General features: G+C 63.9%; 16 protein-coding genes. 9 read left to right on the top strand and 7 right to left on the bottom strand.

Translation table 11 applies throughout. The features are described 5' to 3' along the window. Position 1 precedes the first annotated feature (1 nt). The 4 genes from bamB (at position 2) to ACMGGG_RS19305 (ending at position 4,847) form a co-directional block, all read left to right on the top strand. Complete coding sequence (bamB, locus tag ACMGGG_RS19320; protein ID WP_054892575.1) at positions 2 to 1,144, top strand: outer membrane protein assembly factor BamB; 1,143 nt, start codon at positions 2 to 4, stop codon at positions 1,142 to 1,144. Positions 1,145 to 1,261: 117 nt separating this feature from the next. Next, positions 1,262 to 2,725, top strand: coding sequence for a ribosome biogenesis GTPase Der (der, locus tag ACMGGG_RS19315; protein ID WP_414154231.1), 1,464 nt, complete (start codon positions 1,262 to 1,264; stop codon positions 2,723 to 2,725). Between the two features lie 194 nt (positions 2,726 to 2,919). After that, positions 2,920 to 4,068, top strand: coding sequence for a pyridoxal phosphate-dependent aminotransferase (locus ACMGGG_RS19310; RefSeq protein ID WP_151925204.1), 1,149 nt, complete (start codon positions 2,920 to 2,922; stop codon positions 4,066 to 4,068). Then, a complete protein-coding gene (locus tag ACMGGG_RS19305) occupies positions 4,056 to 4,847 on the top strand; it encodes an amidohydrolase (RefSeq protein ID WP_414154230.1) in 792 nt (263 codons plus the stop codon). Before ACMGGG_RS19310 ends, ACMGGG_RS19305 begins: the two co-directional genes overlap by 13 nt. Positions 4,848 to 4,959: 112 nt before the next feature. Here the strand turns inward: ACMGGG_RS19305 and ACMGGG_RS19300 are convergent, their stop codons facing one another. Both ACMGGG_RS19300 and ACMGGG_RS19295 read right to left on the bottom strand, forming a co-directional pair. Further along, complete coding sequence (locus ACMGGG_RS19300; RefSeq protein WP_414155826.1) at positions 4,960 to 7,515, bottom strand: PepSY domain-containing protein; 2,556 nt, start codon at positions 7,513 to 7,515, stop codon at positions 4,960 to 4,962. Positions 7,516 to 7,689: 174 nt separating this feature from the next. Then, positions 7,690 to 9,978 (bottom strand): TonB-dependent receptor, encoded by a 2,289-nt coding sequence (locus ACMGGG_RS19295; RefSeq protein ID WP_063546061.1) that lies wholly within the window; start codon positions 9,976 to 9,978, stop codon positions 7,690 to 7,692. Positions 9,979 to 10,224: 246 nt separating this feature from the next. Here ACMGGG_RS19295 and ACMGGG_RS19290 point away from each other — a divergent pair, with 246 nt between their 5' ends. Both ACMGGG_RS19290 and ACMGGG_RS19285 read left to right on the top strand, forming a co-directional pair. Further along, the gene (locus ACMGGG_RS19290) at positions 10,225 to 10,905 is read left to right on the top strand and encodes a Fe2+-dependent dioxygenase (protein WP_065864131.1); all 681 of its coding nucleotides are present in this window, start codon (positions 10,225 to 10,227) and stop codon (positions 10,903 to 10,905) included. Positions 10,906 to 10,907: 2 nt separating this feature from the next. Next, positions 10,908 to 11,657, top strand: a complete 750-nt coding sequence (locus ACMGGG_RS19285; RefSeq protein WP_414154229.1) for a tetratricopeptide repeat protein — start codon at positions 10,908 to 10,910, stop codon at positions 11,655 to 11,657. Positions 11,658 to 11,796: 139 nt separating this feature from the next. On the opposite strand, the gene ACMGGG_RS19280 is transcribed toward ACMGGG_RS19285, so the two are convergent. Continuing rightward, entirely contained in the window at positions 11,797 to 12,960 is a 1,164-nt protein-coding gene (locus ACMGGG_RS19280; RefSeq protein ID WP_054892564.1) for a type III PLP-dependent enzyme, read from the bottom strand. A 606-nt stretch (positions 12,961 to 13,566) separates the two neighbouring features. Between ACMGGG_RS19280 and ACMGGG_RS19275 the strand changes: the two genes are divergently transcribed. From ACMGGG_RS19275 to ACMGGG_RS19265, 3 genes are all read left to right on the top strand, one after another. Then, positions 13,567 to 14,055 carry a sigma-70 family RNA polymerase sigma factor gene (locus tag ACMGGG_RS19275; RefSeq protein WP_063546058.1) on the top strand — a complete coding sequence of 163 codons (489 nt, stop codon included), beginning with the start codon at positions 13,567 to 13,569 and terminating at the stop codon, positions 14,053 to 14,055. A 17-nt stretch (positions 14,056 to 14,072) separates the two neighbouring features. Continuing rightward, positions 14,073 to 15,035, top strand: coding sequence for a FecR family protein (locus ACMGGG_RS19270; protein WP_414154228.1), 963 nt, complete (start codon positions 14,073 to 14,075; stop codon positions 15,033 to 15,035). Positions 15,036 to 15,143: 108 nt separating this feature from the next. After that, complete coding sequence (locus ACMGGG_RS19265; protein ID WP_054892567.1) at positions 15,144 to 17,573, top strand: TonB-dependent siderophore receptor; 2,430 nt, start codon at positions 15,144 to 15,146, stop codon at positions 17,571 to 17,573. Between the two features lie 168 nt (positions 17,574 to 17,741). Here the strand turns inward: ACMGGG_RS19265 and ACMGGG_RS19260 are convergent, their stop codons facing one another. From ACMGGG_RS19260 to ACMGGG_RS19245, 4 genes are read right to left on the bottom strand one after another with little or no spacing between them, the layout of a single operon-like run. Continuing rightward, positions 17,742 to 18,899 (bottom strand): betaine/proline/choline family ABC transporter ATP-binding protein, encoded by a 1,158-nt coding sequence (locus ACMGGG_RS19260; protein ID WP_112899114.1) that lies wholly within the window; start codon positions 18,897 to 18,899, stop codon positions 17,742 to 17,744. After that, complete coding sequence (locus ACMGGG_RS19255) at positions 18,896 to 19,549, bottom strand: ABC transporter permease (protein ID WP_054892569.1); 654 nt, start codon at positions 19,547 to 19,549, stop codon at positions 18,896 to 18,898. Before ACMGGG_RS19255 ends, ACMGGG_RS19260 begins: the two co-directional genes overlap by 4 nt. After that, positions 19,546 to 20,457: a glycine betaine ABC transporter substrate-binding protein gene (locus ACMGGG_RS19250; protein WP_054892570.1), complete on the bottom strand. Its 912-nt coding sequence runs from the start codon at positions 20,455 to 20,457 to the stop codon at positions 19,546 to 19,548. The genes ACMGGG_RS19255 and ACMGGG_RS19250 overlap by 4 nt, the downstream gene beginning before the upstream one ends. A gap of 13 nt (positions 20,458 to 20,470) precedes the next feature. Next, the gene (locus ACMGGG_RS19245) at positions 20,471 to 21,184 is read right to left on the bottom strand and encodes an ABC transporter permease (protein WP_414154227.1); all 714 of its coding nucleotides are present in this window, start codon (positions 21,182 to 21,184) and stop codon (positions 20,471 to 20,473) included. Positions 21,185 to 21,347 lie beyond the last annotated feature (163 nt).

Genomic DNA, 21,347 nt, shown 5'->3' with positions numbered 1-21,347 from the left:
AGTGACCGGTTGGAAACAAGCAGCAGTGCTCGCCCTGGCCGTGCTGGCCGCGGGTTGCAGCAGCAACAGCAAGAAGGAACTGCCCCCGGCCGAACTGACCAAGTTCACCGAAGAGGTGGTGCTCAAGAAACAGTGGAGCCGTTCGATCGGTGACGGCCAGGGTGACAAGTACAACACCCTGGTGCCGGCCATCGAGAACGACCGCATCTACGCTGCCGACGTCAACGGCAAGGTCTTCGCCCTGAACCGCAGCAACGGTGACGTGGTGTGGAAGAAGGACCTGGAGGTGCCGGTTTCCGGCGCTGTCGGCGTGGGTTACGGCCTGTTGATGATGGGTACCCTCAAGGGTGAAGTCATCGCCCTGGACTCCAGCACCGGTGAAGAGCGCTGGCGCTCGCGCGTCACCAGCGAAGTGCTGGCTCCGCCGGCGACCAACGGTGATGTGGTTGTGGTGCAGACCCAGGACGACCGTCTGATCGGCCTGGACTTCAGCACCGGTGATCGCCGCTGGATCTACGAGAGCTCGCCTGCGGTACTCACTCTTCGTGGTACCGGCGCGCCGATCGTCACCAACCGCCTGGCGGTGGCTGGCCTGTCCACCGGCAAGGTGATTGCGGTCGACACGCAGAACGGCGTACCGGTGTGGGAGGCCCGCGTGGCCGTGCCGCAAGGCCGTTCCGAGCTGGACCGCGTGGTGGACATCGACGGTGGCTTGCTGCTGTCCGGTGGTACCCTGTACGTCACCAGCTACCAGGGTCGCGTCGCGGGCCTGGATCTGGAAAGCGGCCGTGTACTGTGGCAGCGCGATGCCTCCAGCTACGTCGGTGTCGCCCAGGGCTTTGGCAACGTCTACGTGAGCGAGGCTTCGGGCACCGTCGAGAGCGTCGATGAGCGTTCGTCTTCGGCGCTGTGGACCAACGATTCCATGGCCCGTCGCCAACTGTCGGCACCGGAAGTGTTCTCCAGCTATGTCGCGGTGGGTGACTTCGAGGGTTACCTGCACCTGCTCAGCCAGGTCGATGGTCGCTTCGTCGGCCGTGAGCGTATCGACAGCGATGGCCTGCGCGCCCGTCCCCTGGTGGTCGGCGACACCATCTATGTCTATGGCAACAGCGGCAAGCTCGAGGCACTGACCATCCGCTGAAGCTATGCTTGAGACCGTCATCGGTTTCAGGCTGCGGCGCAGGAAGCGCCGCCCGAACTCCGGCCGCTGCCTTGCAGCGGCCTTTGCATTTTCAAGAATTCACGAATGGAGAGCCGCATGGTTCCCGTAATCGCCCTGGTGGGACGGCCGAACGTCGGCAAATCCACCATGTTCAACCGCCTGACCAAGACCCGCGATGCCATCGTCGGCGACCTGTCGGGCCTGACCCGTGACCGCCAGTACGGCGATGCCAATTGGCAGGGTCGTTCGTTCATCCTCATCGACACCGGCGGTATCACCGGTGACGAAGTGGGCATGGACGAGAAGATGGCCGAGCAGTCGCTGATGGCCATCGAAGAAGCGGACTATGTGCTGTTCCTGGTCGATGCCCGCGCCGGCATGACCGCCGCTGACCAGATGATCGCCGAGCACCTGCGCAAGCGGAACAAAGAGGCGATCCTGGTCGCCAACAAGATCGACAACATCGATGCCGATGTCGCCCGCGCCGAGTTCTCGCCGCTGGGTATGGGCAACGCCATTCCTGTCGCTGGCTCGCAAGGCCGTGGTATCAACGCGCTGATGGAAGCCGTGCTTGGCCACATCCCGCGCGACCAGGTCGAGGAAGCGCTGGATGCCGAGGTCGCCGAAGGCGAGGAAGCGGTGCGTATCCCCGGCCCGAGCGAGAAGGATGGCATCAAGATCGCCATCATTGGTCGCCCCAACGTCGGCAAGTCCACGCTGGTCAACCGTATGCTCGGTGAAGAGCGCGTGGTGGTCTACGATCAGCCGGGCACCACCCGCGACAGTATCTACATCCCGTTCGAGCGTGATGGCGAGAAGTACACCTTCATCGACACTGCCGGGGTGCGCAAACGCGGCAAGATCCACGAGGAAGTCGAGAAGTTCTCGGTGGTCAAGACGCTGCAGGCGATCAAGGACGCCAACGTGGTGATCTTCGTCATGGACGCGCGCGAGGGTGTGGTCGACCATGACCTGAACCTGCTGGGCTTCGCCCTGGACGCCGGCCGTGCCATCGTCATCGCACTGAACAAGTGGGACGGCATGGAGCCGGGCGAGCGCGACTACGTGAAGACCGAGCTGGAGCGCCGGCTGTTCTTCGTCGACTTTGCCGATATCCACTTCATCTCCGCCCTGCACGGCACTGGCGTTGGCCACCTGTACAAGTCGGTGCAGGCCGCGTTCAAGTCGGCGGTCACCCGCTGGCCGACCAGCCGCCTGACCCAGATCCTCGAAGATGCGATCAGCGAGCACCAGCCGCCGCTGGTCAATGGTCGTCGGATCAAGCTGCGCTATGCCCACCTCGGTGGCGCCAACCCGCCGCTGATCGTGATTCACGGTAACCAGACCGACAAGATCCCGCGTTCCTACTCGCGCTACCTGGAAAACACCTACCGCCGTGTGCTGAAGCTGGTCGGTACGCCGATCCGCATCGAGTACAAGGGCGGCGAAAACCCCTACGAGGGCAACAAGAACACCCTCACCGATCGCCAGGTCAACAAGAAGCGTCGCTTGATGTCGCACCACAAGAAAGCTGAGAAGAAGCGCAAAGACAAGCGCTGATTCTCGCGTCTGCTTCTTCGCGGGCAAGCCCGCTCCCACTGGGTAAGGCACAGGCATTGAGATCTGTGAACGACCTGTGGAGCGGGCTTGTCCACGAATGAGCCTTTAAATGTTTCAACCTTTTTCCTGCCTGCCCGATCCGCTATGCTCGGACTCCACCCCGTGCCGGACCACCCCGCAGGAAAGAGGGCTCCATGATCCGCAGCAAACTGCCGAACGTCGGCACGACCATCTTCACCACCATGTCCCAGCTCGCCGCGCAAACCGGCGCGCTCAACCTGTCCCAGGGTTTCCCCGATTTCAATGGCCCGCAGCCGCTGCTCGATGCGGTCGGCCGACACGTGGCCGCTGGCAACAACCAGTACGCGCCGATGACCGGGTTGCCGGTGTTGCGGCAGCAGGTCGCGGCGAAGATCGCCCGGCTTTATGGCGCCCAGGTGGACGCCGATCAGGAAGTGACCATCACGCCGGGCGCCACCGAGGCGATCTTCTGTGCGATCCAGGCGGTGATCCAGGCTGGCGACGAGGTGATCGTCTTCGACCCGTCGTACGACAGCTACGAGCCGTCGGTAGAGCTGGCCGGTGGTCGCTGCGTGCATGTGCAACTGAGCGATGGCGATTTTCGCATCGACTGGCAGAAGTTCAGCGATGCCCTGACCCCGCGCACGCGCATGGTCATCCTCAACTCGCCGCACAACCCCAGCGGTGCCCTGATCACCCGTGAAGACCTCGACCAGCTTGCCGCCTTGATTGCCGAGCGCGACATCTACCTGGTGAGCGACGAGGTCTACGAGCACCTGGTCTACGACGGCGTACGCCATGCCAGCGTGCTGGCTCACCCGCAGCTGTATGCGAGGGCCTTCGTGGTCAGCTCGTTCGGCAAGACCTACCACGTCACCGGCTGGAAGACCGGCTATGTGATTGCACCGCCTGCGCTGAGCGCTGAGCTGCGCAAGGTCCACCAGTACGTCAACTTCTGCGGCGTGACGCCGCTGCAATGGGCGCTGGCCGACTTCATGGCCGAACACCCGGAGCATATCGACGAACTGCCAGGCTTCTACCAGGCCAAGCGCGACCTGTTCTGCGACCTGCTGCAAACATCCCGATTTGCCTTCACCCGCACCGCGGGCACCTATTTCCAGTTGGTGGATTACTCGGCGATCCGTCCCGACCTCAATGATGTGGAGATGGCCCTGTGGCTGACCCGCGAACACGGTGTGGCGACCATCCCGGTGTCGGTGTTCTACCAGCGCCCCATCCCCGAGCAACGCCTGGTGCGCCTGTGCTTTGCCAAACGTGAGGAGACGCTGCGTCAGGCGGCGGAAAAACTATGCGCGATCTGAGTCAACTGCCGAACCTGAAGCTCGCCCTGGTGCAGACCACCCTGGCCTGGCATGACCGCGAGGGCAACCATGCGCATTTCGAGGTATTGCTGGAGCAGGCCCGTGGCGCTGACCTGGTGATCCTGCCGGAGATGTTCACCACTGGCTTCTCGATGGAGTCCGAACGCCTTGCCGAGCCCGAGCAGGGTCCGACCTACAAGTGGCTCAAGGCACAGGCAAAGAAGATCGATGCGGTGATCACCGGCAGTGTGATCATCCAGGCCGCCGACGGCAGCCATCGCAATCGCCTGCTGTGGGCGCGACCGGACGGCGAGGTGCTGCATTACGACAAGCGCCACCTGTTCCGCATGGCGGGTGAGCACAAGCACTACACGCCTGGCGAGCGCCAGGTGCAGTTCGAGCTCAGGGGCTGGCGAGTTCGCCCGCTGATCTGCTACGACCTGCGCTTCCCGGTGTGGAGCCGCGACGCCCAGGACACCGACCTGCTGCTGTACACGGCGAACTGGCCGGCCGCGCGGCGCCAGCACTGGAACCGGCTGCTGCCGGCGCGGGGGATCGAGAACCTGTGCTACGTGGCTGCGGTGAATCGGGTGGGGACCGACGGCAAAGGCTTTGCCTATTCGGGTGACAGCCAGGTGCTGGACTTCCAGGGCGAGAGCCTGCTGAGTGCGGGGGAGGCCGACGGGGTGTTCAGCGCGGTGTTGAGCGCCGCTGACCTGGCGGCGTATCGGGCCAAGTTCCCGGCGAACCTGGATGCCGACACCTTCGAGCTGCATTGAAACTGCAGTGCTCTTTTCGCGGGCAAGCCCGCTCCCACAGGTAAAGCGTTACTCAATGCTTTACCTGTGGGAGCGGGCTTGCCCGCGAAAAGACCGATACATCAGGCGCTGGTCAGTACACATCCCGCCGATAGCGCCCATCCTCGATCAGCCGCTCGACGAGCTCTTCACCAAGAAGCCCCTTCAGCGCTGCATCCACGCCGCCTGCCATCCCTTGTAGGCTGCCGCAGACATACACACAGGCACCCTCGTCGATCCAGTTGCGCAGCTCTTCGCCTTGCTGCAACAGCACATCCTGCACATACACCTTTTCCGCCTGGTCTCGCGAGAACGCCAGGTCCAATCGTGCCAGATCGCCGCTGTCCAGCCAGCCTTGCAGCTCGCGGCCGCAGAGCAGGTCGTGGGCGCGGTTGCGTTCGCCGAACAGCAGCCAGTTGCGCTGCTCACCACTCGCGATCCGGGCCTTGAGCAGGCTGCGCAGGCCTGCCAGGCCAGTCCCGTTGCCGATCAGCACCATCGGTACCGAGGCGGCCGGCAGGTGGAAGCTGCTGTTGCGGCGCAGACGCAGGCTGGCATGGCCGTCCATGGGCAGGTATTCGGTCAGCCAGCCGGAGCCCAGCCCGAGGCTGCCATCGGCATGACGCTCCTGGCGCACGATCAGTTCCAGCACGCCGTCGCTGGCGATCGAGGCGATGGAGTATTCGCGGGCACCGAGTGGAATCAGCGAATCGACCAGGGCCTGGGCGTGCAGGCCGACCAGATGCTCGCGGCTGGTTGGCAACTGGCGACTGGCCAGCGCCTGGCCAAGCGGCTCGACAAGACCCTCAAGTTGCACCGGCAGATTCGCATCGAGCCCCAACCCTTGCAGGAAGGCATCGATCCGCGCCTGGCTGTGGCGGGGCAGCACCTCGACCAGGTCGCCAGCGTCCCAGACGCTTGGGTGTTCGGCACTCAGGCCCAGCAAGTACACCGGTGCGCCCTGGCTACCGGGGTTGAGGCGCTCCCGTCGTACCAGGCGCCAGTTGCCGTAGCTGGGCGGTTGCCAGGCGGCGAGCGGACGTGCGCCGGTCAGTTGCCCCAGGGCCTGCTGCCATTGTTGCAGGGCGTTCTGGTCGGCACTGTCGACTTCGATCGGGCTGAACGCGGTGGTCGCGCCACGCTCGGCCAGCCAGGCCTGCAAACGCCGGGCGAAACCGCAGAAATGCGGATACTGCCGATCGCCCAGGGCGAGCAGGGCGTAGTTCAGGTGTTGCAGGGCCCAGGGCTGGCCCAGCACCTTGCGCTCGAAGCCGCGGGCGCTGTCAGGCGCCTCGCCATCACCGAAGGTGCTGACCACGAACAGCGCGCGACGGGCCTGGCGCAGCTCGTCCTCGCCCAGCTCGGCGAGCGAGCGCACCTGTACCGGCAAGCCCGCCGCCTGCAACTGCCCTGCGCTCTGCCAGGCCAGTTGCTCGGCCAGGCCACTCTGGCTGGCGAAGCCGATCAGCCAGCTGTCGCCGTTGGCGTGGGCGGTGTCGACCGAGCCTCGGGCGGCACGGACCTGGCGCTTCTTGCGGCGGCGATCGAGATACAGCAGCCAGCCGGTGACGAAGAACAGCGGCATGGTCAGGCTGGCGATGGTGAGGATGATCCTGCCCGGCAAACCGAAATAGCTGCCCACGTGCAGGGCGTAGACGCTCTGTAGCAGTTGGGCTTTGAACGACTTGTCGGTATAGCGCTCGTGACGCTTGATCTGGCCGGTGGCGGGGTCAAGCGTCACGGTGTTGAAGGCGCGTTCGTGGGCCGAATCATCGAGCAGGTAGAACAGCGTCGCCGGCTGCCCGCCGCCAGGTGGCAGGCGCAGGTTGTAGCTGGCAAGGCGTGGGCCTGCGGCATCCTTCAGATTGCTCCAGATGGCGTCGTAGTCGACCACCAGCGGCGCCGCCTTGGCATCCGCTGCTTGTGGCCCGGGCCGGCCGCGACCTGCGCCGCGCTGATGCTGCTCGCCGGCTGCGGGTTTGTCGGCGAGCAGTTTGTTCAGGCCCTCGCGGTACCAGTCGTAGGACCAGAACAGGCCAGTCAGGGCAAACAGCAGGTAGAACAGCAGGCACCAGGTCCCGGCAACGGCGTGCAGGTCCCAGTTGAAGGCGCGGCCTTTCTTGGCCCAGTCGAAGCTCAGCCAGACCCGCCAGTTCAAGGCCCGGCGCGGCCAGCGCAGGTACAGGCCGGAGAGGCAGAAGAAGATCAGCATCAGGGTGCAGGCACCGGTGATCTGCCGGCCGGTATCGCCCATGGCCAGGAAACGGTGCAACTGCAGCATGAGGTTGAAAAAGCCCAGGCCCGTCACTTCACCCTTGAGCTCGCCAGTGTATGGGTCGGCATAACGCAGCTCACCGCGGCGTTCGCCGGGCGGCGGGGTGAAGAAGAGGCGTGCGGCAGTGTCGGCGTGGGTATCGACCCAGAGCATCGCCACCTTGTCACCCTGGGCCAGTTCCGCACGGCGCACCAGTTCCGGCAGCGGCAGCACACCCTCCTGGCGCACCTCGACCTTGAGCACATCGGCGTTGAACAGGCGCAGCAGTTCTTCCTGGAACGACCAGATCGCACCGGTGATGCCCATCAGCGCCAGCACCAGGCCGGCGGTGATGCCAAAGAACCAGTGCAATTGGAACAGCGACTTCTTCACCACATCGATCACCTTGTGCTACTGCGCGGGGGCATTATGCCTTGTGTTGCGATTGATGGCCCCATCGCAGGACAAGCCCGCTCCTGCAAGGACCGCGCTATCGTGGATGACAGCGAAGTCATTGTAGGAGCGGGCTTGTCCCGCGATGGGGCCCTGGCAGACGCCAGGGCGTTCAGGTCAGAAATGCACGCTGGTGGTCAGCAGCGCCGTACGCCCGGCCGCCTGGTTGGCGAAGTGGGTGGAGAAGGCCTTGTCGTAGTACACCTCGTTGGTCAGGTTCTGCACGTTCAGTTGCAGATCGACGTTCTTGGTCAGCTTGTACGCTGCCATGGCGTCGTAGCGCACGTAGCTGTCGACCATGGTGGTGTTGGCCACGCTGCCATACACGTCATCCACATAGAAGGCGCCGCCGCCAACGGTCAGCTTCGGTGTGATGGCGTAGGTGGTCCAGAGGCTGGCGCTGTTGTTCGGCGTGTTCGGCAGCTGGTTGCCGTCGTTGGCCTTGCCCAGCGGGCCACCGTCGATCTGGCGTGCCTGCATGTAGGTGTAGCCGGCGAACACCTGCCACTTGTCGGTGAGCTTGCCGCTGGCCGACAGCTCGATGCCCTGCACGCGAGTTTCGCCGACGTTCTCGTAGGTGGTGGTGTTCACCTGGACGCGGGCGTTTTCCTTTTCGGTGCGGAACAGCGCAGCGGCCAGGGACAAGCGCTGGTCAAGCAGGTCCCACTTGGTACCGATCTCGTAGTTGGTGGTTTCTTCGGGTTCCAGGTCGCTGGACAGCAGGTTGCCCGAACGGTCCGGGGTGCCCGGCAGCGGGTTGCCTTCCTGGCCTTCGCCGAGCATCGCGCCCGGTGGCGTGGCTGAGGTGGCGTAGGACACGTAGATGCTGCCGTTGTCGGCCGGTTTCCACACCAGGCCCAACTGGCCGGTGAGGAACTCGCTCTTGTCGCGGCCCTTGGCCGTGGTGGCGCCGGCTGCGGTATAGGTCTTGTAGTCGGTGTCGAAGTGGTCGTAGCGCAGGCCCATGTTCAGCAGCCACTGCGGGGTCAGTTCGAGGGTGTCGAAGACGTACAGCGCGCGGGTCTTGCTGTTGGTGGTGGTGCCTGCGTAGTTGCGCGAGATCGCGCCGTTCCACGGGTCGTCCGGGTTGGGGTTGCTCAGCGAGGTGCAGTTGTAGCCGCTGGAGACGATCATGCCCGGGGTGCAGTTGGTGCTGGCGTTGCCGGGCGAGGCTGGCGTGGTGTCGGTGTTGACGTTGTAGGAGGACCGTTCGCTTTCTTCGCGGCTCAGTTCGATGCCGGTGGAGAAGCTGTTCTTCAGGCCGCCCAGGTAGAACTCGCCGAACAGGTCGGTCTGGTTGGTGGTAGTGGCGGTATTGCCTACGCGGGTATTGGCGCGGCGCCAGACACTGCCGTTGTTGACGTTGCCCTTGCTGTCGTCCGGCTGGGTGAGGATGTAGTCCTGCATGCTGTTGCCGTGGCGCAGGGTGTTCTTGATGGTCAGCGAGTCCGACAGGTCGTGTTCGACGGCGATGGTGGCGATGTCTACCCGCGACTTGCGGAAGTCGCGGCCGGTCAGGCCGTAGAAGTTGTCGTGGTCGCCACCTGCGTAAGGCTTGCTCGGGTTGGCCGAGGTACGGGCGCCGGTGCCGCCGGCCGGTACGGTGTAGGGGATGCCCGAATCCGGCAGGTCGTCGCTTTCCAGGTGGTAGTAGTCGAGGTTGACGCGGGTCGGGGTGCCCAGGCCGAAGGCCAGCGACGGGGCGATGCCCCAACGGTCGTAATTGACCTTGTCGCGCCCGGCGACGTTGCTCTCGTGGGTCATCAGGTTGAGGCGCCCGGCAACGCTGTCGCTGAACTGGTAGTTGCCATCGAAGGTGTAGCGCTGGGTCTGGTCACTGCCCCAGGTCCAGGCGCCGTCGAGCGAGTTGCCCAGGTGGGCGCGCTTGCTCACCAGGTTGATGGTGCCGCCTGCCGCGCCGCGCCCGCCAATCGCAGAGTTCGGGCCCTTGGCCACTTCCACCGATTCGATGGCGAAGATCTCGCGTGTCTGTGCACCCGTGTCGCGCACGCCGTCCAGGTAGGTATCGCCCTGGGCGTCAAAGCCGCGGATGAAGGGGCGGTCGCCTTGCGGGTTGCCGCCTTCGCCGGCACCGAAGGTGATACCTGGTACGGTACGCAGTGCATCCTGCAGGCTCAGGGCGTTGGTGTCCTTGATCACCTGCTGCGGGATCACCGTGACCGAGCGCGGGGTGTCCACCAGCGGCGCAGTGTATTTCTGCGAGGAGGCTTTCTCGACCTTGTACTCGGTGCTCGCCTGTTCGGCCTTGCCGTTGACGCTGGTGGCGTCGAGCGTCACGGGCTGGGCTGCGGGGTCGGCGGCATAGGCCGAGGTCGCGCTGATGGCGACGCCGATGGCGCAGGTGAGCAGGCGTGGAGAGCTGACAGCGGATGGTACGTGGCGCATGTTGTTTTTGACCTTCCCCAAGGTGTGAAGGCCGCGGATGTTAATGTAAGCAATTGTAAGTAACAATTGAGACTCGTTACCATTCGCAAGAAACTTACAATCTTTACATTTTGCCCTTACGGTTTTTCCGGGTTCATGCGTCTGCGCCCGCCATCTGTATCAAAGGGATTGCCCAAACGGCACTTGCCTGTCGCAAAAGGGAATCAATATCATTGGGGCCTTTGCCCTCTGCCAGGTAATCCGCGCATGCTTCTGCACATCCCCGGCCTGTTCGACGCCGACGAGATTTCCCGCATCCGCCAGGCGCTGGAGCAGGCCGACTGGGCCGATGGCAAGGTCACTGCCGGCTACCAGTCGGCCAAGGCCAAGCACAACCTGCAACTGCCCGAAGGCCACGCCCTGGCCAAGGAGATCGGCAGCGCGCTGATCGACCGGCTATGGCGCAATCCGCTGTTCATGTCGGCGGCGTTGCCGCACAAGGTGTTCCCGCCGCTGGTCAATTGCTACCGCGAGGGTGGCAACTTCGGCTTCCACATCGACAATGCATTGCGCCAGCCCAAGGGCAGCCCCGAGCGGGTGCGCACCGACCTTTCGTCCACGCTGTTTCTCAGTGAGCCGGACAGCTACGACGGCGGCGAACTGGTGATCCAGGACACCTACGGTGTGCAGCAGGTCAAGCTGGCGGCAGGCGACATGGTGCTGTATCCAGGCACCAGCCTGCACAAGGTCAACCCGGTGACCCGTGGCGAGCGTTACGCGGCGTTCTTCTGGACCCAGAGCCTGGTGCGCGACGATGGCCAGCGCACGCTGCTGTTCGAGATGGACAACGCCATACGCCAGCTCGGTGCCGATGTGCCCGATCATCCGTCGCTGCTGCAGCTGACCGGCACCTACCACAACCTGTTGCGTCGCTGGGCGGAGGTTTGAGCATGTCGTATCAGTTGCGGCGCGAGGATGTGATCGATGTCGCCAAGCTAAAGGCCATGCTCGAGCACAGCCCTGGCAAGGCCGCCCAGGCGATTCTTGCCGCAGCGGGGCAAGGTGTGGTCGAGGCGCAGGCATTGCTTGGGCAGATCCTGCTCGACGGGCACGGTATCGAACAGGATGAACGCTTGGCGCGGCATTGGTTCGCCATTGCCGCGCAGGCTGGCAATGCCATGGCCTTCAACATGCTGGGGCGTTGCCTGGAGCACGGCTGGGGTGGGGAGATCGACCTGACCCAGGCGGCCATCCATTACGCACAGGCCGCCGATGCCGACTCCGAGTGGGGCCTCTACAATCTGGGCAACCTGCTGGCGACCGGACGTGGAGTGCCGGTGAACCAGGCGCAGGCGCTGTTCTGCTACGAGAAGGCGGCGCACATGGGACATGCCAAGTCGATGAACCTGTACGGACGTTACCTGGAGCAGGGCATCGCCACGACCGCGAGCCCGGTGCGGGCGGTGCGCTGGTATCGGCGTTCGGCCGAGGCGGGGGATTTTCGCGGAATGTTCAGTTTGGCGCTGGTGCTGGTGGAGCGAGGTGAGGTCGCCGAGGCTGCGCCATGGTTCGAGCGGGCGCGAGGGGAGGGCAACCTGAGCTTTCTGCGCAGTGCATTGGTGACGTTACAGAACGCAGGGCCGGTGCTGATGAGCTTTGCCGCGCGCTATGCCGAGGAACTGGAGCGGCGCGAAGAATGATGTCGCCTGTACTGGCCTCTTCGCGGGTAAACCCGCTCCCACAGGGACCGCGCCACATTGAAATCTGGCGCTGTACCCGCGAAGGGGCCAGTACAGGACGCCACAAACGAGAACGGGGCCTTGCGGCCCCGTTCGGGTGTTACAGGTAGAACGCCTTCAGCGGCGGGAAACCGTTGAACTCCACTGCGCTGTAGCTGGTGGTGTAGGCGCCGGTCGACAGCCAGTACAGGCGGTCGCCAATGGCCAGGTTCAGCGGCAGGCCGTACTTGTAGTTCTCGTACATGATATCGGCGCTGTCGCAGGTCGGGCCGGCGATCACCACTTCTTCGGCTTCACCTTTCTTCTCGGTCCAGATCGGGAACTTGATGGCTTCGTCCATGGTTTCGATCAGACCGGAGAACTTGCCCACGTCGGTGTAGATCCAGCGCTCGACTGCGGTGCGCGACTTGCGCGCCACCAACACCACTTCGCTGACCAGGATACCGGCGTTGGCGATCAGCGAGCGGCCCGGCTCCAGGATGATTTCCGGGAGGTCGTCACCGAAGTCTTCCTTGAGGAAGCGGATGATCTCTTCGGCGTAGGTTTCCAGGCTGTTGGTGCGGGTGATGTAGTTGGCCGGGAAGCCGCCGCCCATGTTGATCAGCTTCAGTTCGATGCCGTCTTCTTCCTTCAGGCGCTCGAAGATCACCTTGACCTTGGCGATGGCCGCGTCCCAGACGCTGATGTCGCGCTGCTGGGAACCGACGTGGAAGGAGATGCCGTAGGGCACCAGGCCCAGGTCACGGGCCAGGATCAGCAGGTCCATGGCCATGTCGGTCTGGCAACCGAATTTACGCGACAGCGGCCAGTCGGCAGTGGTCGAGCCTTCGGTGAGGATACGCACGTACACCTTCGAGCCCGGTGCGGCCTTGGCGATGTTGCGCAGGTCGGCTTCGGAGTCGGTGGCGTAGAGACGCACGCCCTTCTCGTAGAAGTAGCGGATGTCCTTGGACTTCTTGATGGTGTTGCCGTAGCTGATGCGGTCGGCGCTGACACCACGGCCCAGCACCTTGTCCAGCTCGTAGATCGAGGCGATGTCGAAGCTCGAGCCTTTATCCTTGAGCAGGTCGATGATCTCGACCGCCGGGTTGGCCTTGACTGCGTAGTAGACCTTGGCGAATTCGAAGCCCGCGCGCAGGTCGTCGTAGGCCTGGCTGATCATCTGGGTGTCGATGAGTACGAACGGGGTTTCCTGCTTGTCGGCGAACGCCTTCATTTTCTGGAAGGTATCGCGCGCGAAATAGTCTTCGACCTGGATCGACATGCTTAGGGACTCCATGGGCAAACTGAAAAGATAAGTGGCTGCAAACTGAACGTCCTCCGTATCCCCACTTTGGTTCGCCTACTTCCCAAGGCATGTCGCCGAAAGCAAAAAGGTCGCTGTAAAAAGCGGCGGCCTTGCTGTCTCGTCGTCAGTACTTGAGCCGGATGGATCGTTTCCAGCATGGACGTTCGGCGCGCACTTTAGGGCGTGAGGAATGCAGAATCAACCCGCAATCCCGGCGTGTTCCGGTGCAATCGACGAGCAGCCATTTGAATAACCGACTCGTGTGACCGGCAGATGTTCCCCAGGCCAATTCCAGCGTAAAGAATTGTGGAATGGAGCATGTCGGCCCGTTCGCCAGCGAACCCGTTTTCATAGGCGTCACGGTGTTTTGGCGGCGCCGTACTCGTTCGCGAAAAGCACTTGGGTGTTCATATTTATGGCCACGCAGAGCGGGTACATCCGTGCCGGAATCCATCGATAAATTTTTTGTTACCAAGGCAAAAAAATGCCCTCGGTCGAACAGGCACACGCCGATTTGCCGCTTTTAATAAGAAGTATTACTATTTGCGACTTCTTGTCCCCGCCTCCCTGACGAGCCAGACCGTGTCCGGACACAAAGGCTTTCTCGACCACTATCACGAGCTGATCGGCACCTGGACGCGCAAGTTGCGCAGTCGTCAGCAGGCCGAGGATCTCGCCCACGATGCCTTCGTCCGCGTACTGGAAAATCCGCGCGAGCAGGTCGAGCAGCCGCGCGCCTATCTGCACCAGACCGCGCGCAATATTGCGGTGGATGGTTTCCGTCGCGAAGACCGCCGTCAGGCCCTGGAAATTGAACTGTTCGATGAAGGCACCGGCCATGGCGGCGACCCGGAAGCCTATATGCACGCGCTGGAGTTGGCCGACACGGTCGAGCGGGCGCTGGCGCAACTGCCGGTCAACTGTCGGCGGGTGTTCATCTGGCAGAAGCTCGAAGGCTTGACCCAGGCCGAGATCGCCGAGCGCATGGGTTTGACCAAGAACATGGTCGAAAAGTATATGATTCGCACGCTCCGACATCTGCGTGAGCACCTGGACGTGACTACCAGATGAGTCAGGAGACCCTTTCGATGAATCAGCAAGGCGCCGACAACCCGCGCGAACAGGCCGCCGCCTGGTTTGTTCGCATGCAGGACGCGCCCGATGACAGCGCCCTGCGCGAGCGTCTGCAGCATTGGCTGGACGAGCGCCCCGAGCACCGGCAGGAATACGAACTGCTCGGCAGGTTGTGGTGTGCAGCCGATTTCATCCCTCCCGAGCGCCTCGAAGCCTTGTGCGAACCAGAGCCAGTGCGCCAACTGCCGCGCAGGCGCCTGCTGCGCCAGGCCCTGGCCGCGGGGGTGGCGCTGGCTGCGCTTGGCCTGGGTTGGGGCGGCTGGCAGTACCAGCAAATGAACCACCACGACGTGCTCGCCACGCAGGCGGGCGAGCGGCGCCTGTTCGAGCTCCCGGACGGCTCGCGCCTGGAGCTCAACAGTGCCACGCGCATCGACGTTGCGTTCAGCGCCGGGCGCCGGCAACTGCGGCTGCTGGCCGGCGAGGCGATGTTCAGCGTCGCCCACGACAGCAGCCGACCGTTCGTGGTCGATACCGCGCAAGGCAGCGTCACCGTCACCGGCACCCGTTTCGACGTGCGTCAGGACAACGGCCTGACCCGGGTTGCCGTCGAGCAGGGGTCGGTGAAGGTCGAGGGCGCGGCGGGCTCGCTGGCGCAGTTGGGGGCAGGGCAGGGCGCGCATATCGACCACCAGGGCAAGGTTGCCGCGCCCTACACGATCAACGCCGCCACGCTCACCGCCTGGCGCCAGGGCAAGCTGGTGTTCGACAACGCCACCCTCGCCGAAGTGGTCAGTGAAGTCTCGCGCTACCGCCGCCATCCGCTGTATGTCGCACCGGGCAAGGTTGCCAACCTGCGCCTTTCCAGCACCTTCAGCACTGACGATCCGGATGCGCTGCTGCGGGCCCTGCCGAACATCCTGCCGGTGGCCGTGAAAACCCACTCCGACGGCTCCAGCGAAATAATCGCGAAATAAATTCAGGTTTTTTTCGCCTCGTTCGTCTTCCCCGCCAGCTGCAACTGCCAAGCATTTACATTTGCATGCGGTTGGCATTCATCCCGACTTTCAGGACTGATCGAAGACGTGAACAACAACAAGCCCCTGCTTCATCTGCGCCGCCTGGCGCTAGCCCTGGCGGTCAGCGCCGCTGCCACCCACGGTTATGCCGCCCAGGCCCCGGCCGCCATCCAGATCCAGGCCCAACCGCTGGCCCAGGCCTTGGCCCAGCTTGGCCAGCAGACCAACCTGCAACTGTTCTTCAGCCCGGACCTGGTGGCCGGCAAACAGGCGCCGGCGGTGTCCGGTAACCTGGCCCCCGAGCAGGCGCTGCAACAGTTGCTGCAAGGCAGCGGGCTGACCTACGAGATGTCCCAGGACACCGTGGTGGTCAAGCCGGTGCAGAGCGCTGGCACCTTGACCACCGGTAGCCTGGAACTGGCGCCTACGGATGTGAAGGTGGTGGGTGACTGGTTGGGCGATGCCGACCAGACCGTGGTGCAGAACCACCCCGGTGCGCGTACCGTGGTGCGCCGCCAGGAAATGGTCGAGCAGGGCACCATGAACGTGCGCGACGCGCTGCGTGGTATCCCGGGTGTGCAGGTACAGGACTCCAACGGCACCGGCGGCAGTGATCTGTCGCTCAACGTCGGGGTGCGCGGCCTGACCTCGCGCCTGTCGCCACGCTCGACCGTGCTGATCGACGGCGTGCCGGCGGCCTTTGCTCCTTATGGCCAGCCGCAGTTGTCGATGGCGCCGATCTCCTCGGGCAACCTCGACAGCATCGACGTGGTCCGCGGTGCAGGCTCGGTGCGTTATGGCCCGCAGAACGTCGGCGGGGTCATCAACTTCGTCACCCGGGCGATCCCTGAAAAAGCCACGGCCGAGCTGGGCACCACCCTGGAAACCTCCAGGTACGGTGGCTGGAAACACACAGAGTCGGCCTTCGTCGGCGGTACTGCCGACAACGGCATCGGCGTCGCGTTGCTGTACTCCGGCGTCAACGGTAACGGCTACCGCCGCAGCAACAACGACAACGACATCGATGACGTGCTGCTCAAGACCCACTGGGCACCCACCGACAGCGACGAGTTCTGGCTCAACTTCCACTACTATGACGGCCGCGCCGACATGCCCGGTGGCCTGACCCAGGCGCAGTTCGACCGCGATCCGTACCAGTCTGTGCGCGACTACGACTACTTCAGCGGCCGTCGCAAGGACGTGTCGTTCAAGTGGCAGCGCCAGCTCGACGAAGCCACTCAGTTCGAAGTGCTGACCTACTACACCGACAGCTTCCGCGGCAGCGCCATTGCCGCCCGCGACCAGCGCACCCTGTCGTCGTTCCCGCGTAACTACACCACCTTCGGTATCGAGCCACGCGTGTCGCGGGTCTTCTTCACCGGGCCTGTGACCCAGGAAGTCAGCGTCGGTTATCGCTACCTGAAGGAAACCATGCGCGAGCAGGCATCACGCCTGGCGCTGATCGACAACGTGCCGACCGTCACCCCGACCTCCGATGGCCACGTCTACCAGGACCGTACCGGTGGTACCGAGGCCAGTGCCTACTACATCGATGACAAGATCGACGTCGGCAACTGGACCATCACCCCGGGCATCCGCTTCGAGCACATCAACACTGACTGGCGCGACCGTCCGGTGCTGGACACCAACAACCGCCCGGTGCCGGAGAAGAACCGCAGCATCACCAGCAACGAGCCGCTGCCGGCCCTGAGCGTGATGTACCACATGTCCGAGGCGTGGAAATTGTTCGCCAATTACGAGACCTCGTTCGGTAGCCTGCAGTACTTCCAGCTGGGCCAGGGCGGCTCGGGTGACAACACCGCCAACGGCCTGGAGCCGGAGAAAGCCAAGACCTATGAGATCGGTACCCGCTATGACGACGGCCACTTCGCTGGCGAGCTGACTGCGTTCTACATCGACTTCGACGACGAACTGCAGTACATCAGCAACGACGTGGGCTGGACCAACCTGGGCGCGACCAAGCACCAGGGTATCGAGGCATCGGTGCGCTATGACCTGGCCGGCCTGGATCCGCGACTGGACGGCCTGTCGGCCAACGCCGGCTTCACCTACACCCGTGCTACCTATGAAGGTGAGATCCCTGGCTTCAAGGGCCGCGACCTGCCGTTCTACTCGCGCCAGGTGGCCACGGCCGGGCTGCGTTACCAGATCAACCGCTGGACCTGGAACCTGGATGCCTATGCCCAATCCAAGCAGCGCGCACCGGGCACCGGGGTCAATGCCGACGGCAGCTTCACCGGCAACTACATCACCCAGCCGAGCGCCGATGGACAGTACGGCAACATTCCGGGCTACGTGACCTGGCATGCGCGTGGTGGCTATGACTTCGGCCCGCAGCTGTCGAACCTGAAGCTGGCGGCGGGGGTGAAGAACATCTTCGACAAGCAGTACTACACCCGTTCCAGCGACAACAACGCGGGGTTGTACGTGGGTGAGCCGCGCACTTTCTATGTGCAGGCCAGTGTAGGGTTCTGATACCGAGTCGCCCCATTCGCGGGCAAGCCCGCTCCCACAGGTCCTATGCAAGCCCTGAGGCTGGCGCTGTACCTGTGGGAGCGGGCTTGCCCGCGAATAGGCCCGTCCAAGCACTACCTATCCAGGATTTGCTTCGACATTGCCGGGGCGCAAAGCGCCCCCGGCAATCTAAAGCGCCACCGCCTCGGCAGGCGACACGATGCTGGTCTTGGCCCCGCGCGAGCGCCCGGAACTCAGGTAGGCCGCAATGGACTCCTGGGTCACCTCGCCAAGAAACACCTGCTCGGCATCCAGCACCGGCAACCAGGCCCGATTGAACTCGTACATGCGCGACAACAGGATGCGCAGGTGCTCGTCATGGGATGCGGTGGCATTGAACGATCGCAGGAAGTCCCCACAGGTGCCTTGCTGGCGGTGCATGTCGCGCCGGCGCACATACCCCATCGCCTTGTTCGCCGCATCTGTGACCACCACGTAGCGGCGGTCGTGCTCGTCGAGCAACTCCAGCGCCTCGCTCACCGGGGTCTCGGGGCTGACCGACGGCGCGTTGTCCGCGGCATCTTCTGCGCGCACCAGCAGCAGGCGCTTGAGGGTGCTGTCCTGGCCGACGAAGTTGCTGACGAAGTCGTCCACCGGGTGCGCCAGCAGCGTGTCCGGGTGGTCCAGTTGCAGCAGCTTGCCTGCGCGGAAGATGGCGATCTTGTCGCCCAGCTTGATGGCCTCGTCGATGTCGTGGCTGACCATGATCACGGTCTTGTTCAGCGCCCGCTGCATCTCGAAGAACTCGTTCTGGATCATCTCGCGGTTGATCGGGTCGACCGCACCGAACGGCTCGTCCATCAGCAGCACCGGGGCCTCGGCCGCCAGCGCGCGGATCACGCCGATACGCTGCTGCTGGCCACCCGACAGTTCGCGCGGGTAGCGCTGCAGGTACTGCTTGGGCTCGAGCTTGATCATGCTCATCAGCTCGCGGGCGCGGTCATGGCAGCGCTGCTTGTCCCAGCCGAGCAGGCGCGGCACCACGGTGATGTTTTCCTCGATGGTCATGTTGGGGAACAGACCGATCTGCTGGATCACGTAGCCGATGTGCCGGCGCAGGGTCACTTCGTCGAGGCCGGTGGTGTCCTCGCCATTGATGAACACCTGGCCGGAGGTCGGGGTGATCAGGCGGTTGATCATCTTCAGCGTGGTGCTCTTGCCGCAGCCAGAAGGGCCGAGGAACACGCAGATTTCGCCTTCGTTGACGGTGAGGCTGACCGAGTCGACGGCTTTGACGTCCTTGCCGTTGACGTTGAAGGTCTTGCTGAGGTTCTTGAGTTCGATCATGAGCGCAGTCCTTCTGGAGTCAGGGCACGTTGCAGGGTTTGCAGGAGCAGGTCGGCGATGATCGCCAGCAGGCTCACCAGTACGGCGCCGACCAGCAGCATCGACATGTCGCTGCGGCTGATGGAGGTGAGAATGAGCACACCCAGGCCACCGGCACCGATGGTCGCGGCGATGGTCATCACGCCGATGTTCATCACCACGGCGGTGCGCACGCCGGCGAGGATCACAGGTACGGCGATGGGCAGCTCGACCATGCGCAGGCGCTGGCCGAAGGTCATGCCGATGCCGCGTGCCGCTTCGCGGATACCAGGCTCGACGTTGGTCAGGGCCAGGTAGGTGTTGCGCAGGATCGGCAGCAGCGAATAAAGGAACACCGCCGTGATCGCCGGCAGCGGGCCGAGGCCCTGGCCGAACTTGCTGTAGAACGGCAGCAGCAGGCCGAACAGGGCAATCGACGGGATGGTCAGCAATACCGTGGCGCTGGCTTGCAGCGGGCCGGCGAGTACCGGGAAGCGGGTCATCAGGATGCCCAGCGGCACGCCGATGACGATGGCCAGGCTGACGGCGATGCCGACCAGCATGATGTGTTGCCCGGTCAGTTGCAGGACCAGGGCCCAGTCGAGATGGGCGAAAGTATCGATCAGGTTCATCGCGCGACCTCGCTGAAGGCATGTTCACGCAGGAAAGCGGCCGCCACGCTGGACGGGCTCTGGTGCTCGACATCGACCTTGGCGTTGAGCTGGCGCATGGTCTCGTCGTCGAGCGTCTCGGCCAGCGGCTTGAGCAGGTCGGCCAGTTGCGGATGGGCGTCGAGCACGGCCTTGCGCACCACCGGCGCGGCGGTGTAGTCGGGGAAGTAGTGCTTGTCGTCGTCCAGCAGCTTGAGGTCGAAGGCGCTGAGGCGACCGTCGGTGGTGTAGACCAGGCCGGCGAACACTTGGTTGTTGCGCAGGGCGGTGTAGACCAGGCCCGCATCCATCTGGCGGATGTTGGCGCGCCCCAGTTGCATGCCGTACATCGCCTGCAGGCCATCGAGACCGTCGGGGCGATTGGCGAACTCGGTGTCCAGCGCCACCAGGTGCTTGCGCGCCTGTTCGTCCTGCAACACCTGGTTCAGCTGGCTGATGGTGGTGACCTGCGGGTAGGCTTCGGCGACCTTGCGTGGCAGGGCCAGGGCATAGGTGTTGCTGAACTTGGAGGGGGTCAGCCAGATCAGGTCCTTCTTCGCATCCAGGGCCTTGACCTTGTTGTAGGTCGCTTCGGCGCTGGGCATGCGTTCCTCGATGTGGTTGTAGGAGACCAGCGATACTCCGGTGTATTCCCACATCAGGTCGAGCTGCCCGGTTTCGTGGGCCTGGCGCGCCAGGCTGCTGCCCAACCCGCCGGTGACTCGGACCTGGAAGCCGTTGGCACGCAGGTACTGGGCAGTGATTTCGGCGAGCACGGTCTGCTCGGTGAACACCCGCGCGCCGATGCGCACCAGGGGTTTTTCTGCAGCTTGGGCAAAACCTGCGCATAGCAGTGCCGCGCCCAGCAGCAAGGCGATTGTCTTTTTCATGGGTTCCCTCTTGTTATCCGGCCAGGCCGCGTTCCAGCCAGCGCTTGCTGGAGAAGCTCACCAGGGCATCCAGTACCAGGGCCAGGAGCGCCGTGCAGGCGGCGCCCAGCAGCAGCTGTGGCTGGTTGTTCAGGGCGATGCCGGGGAAGATCAGGCTGCCAAGGCTGTTGGCGCCGATCAGAAACGCCAGTGGTGCGGTGCCCACATTCAACGCCAGGGCCACGCGCACGCCGCCGACGATGATCGGCACGGCGTTGGGCAGCTCCACCTGCCAGAGTTGCTGGCGCGGGGTCATGCCGATGCCGGTGGCGGCTTCCTTGAGCGAGGCGGGGACGTTTTTCAGGCCCTCGTAGGTGTTGCGCACGATGGGCAGCAGGGAGGCGAGGAACAGCGCGAAGATCGCAGGGCCTGCGCCGATGCCCAGAATGCTCAGGGCAATGGCCAGAACGGCCAGGGGGGGAATGGTGTTGCCAACGTTGAAGAACTGCATGAAGCGCTCGGCTTTGTCGACCCGGTGCGGTCGACTGAGCGCAATGCCGGCGGGGATGCCCACGGCCAGCGCCGCCGCCATCGAAGCCAACACCAGTACCAGGTGCGCTTGCAGGTAGAACCCAAGATCGTCGCGGTAACGCGCGATCGTGTCAGTGTCGATCCAGTGGATCAGCAGGGCCAGGATGACGAGCACGCAGGCCCATCCCATCAGCCCTTTTCCGTAGCGTTTCGCCACAGGTGGACTCCTTATGTCGTCGGCGGACACACTTCTTCGTAGCCGGCCCGTGCGGGAGGCGGGTGGTGTGTTCGCGAGTAGCAGCGTGACGCCTGCGAGGCAGTGCGTTCATGCCATGAGTCGAGCCCCGTCAGGCTCGTGAATGCTGGTGAAACCAGCCCTG

The sequence above is a fragment of the Pseudomonas sp. BNK-44-b genome (genome assembly GCF_047456245.1).
Lineage (GTDB): Bacteria > Pseudomonadota > Gammaproteobacteria > Pseudomonadales > Pseudomonadaceae > Aquipseudomonas > Aquipseudomonas machongensis.
Note: the sequence above shows the minus strand (reverse complement) of the source record. Positions and strands in the feature narration are given on the sequence as shown.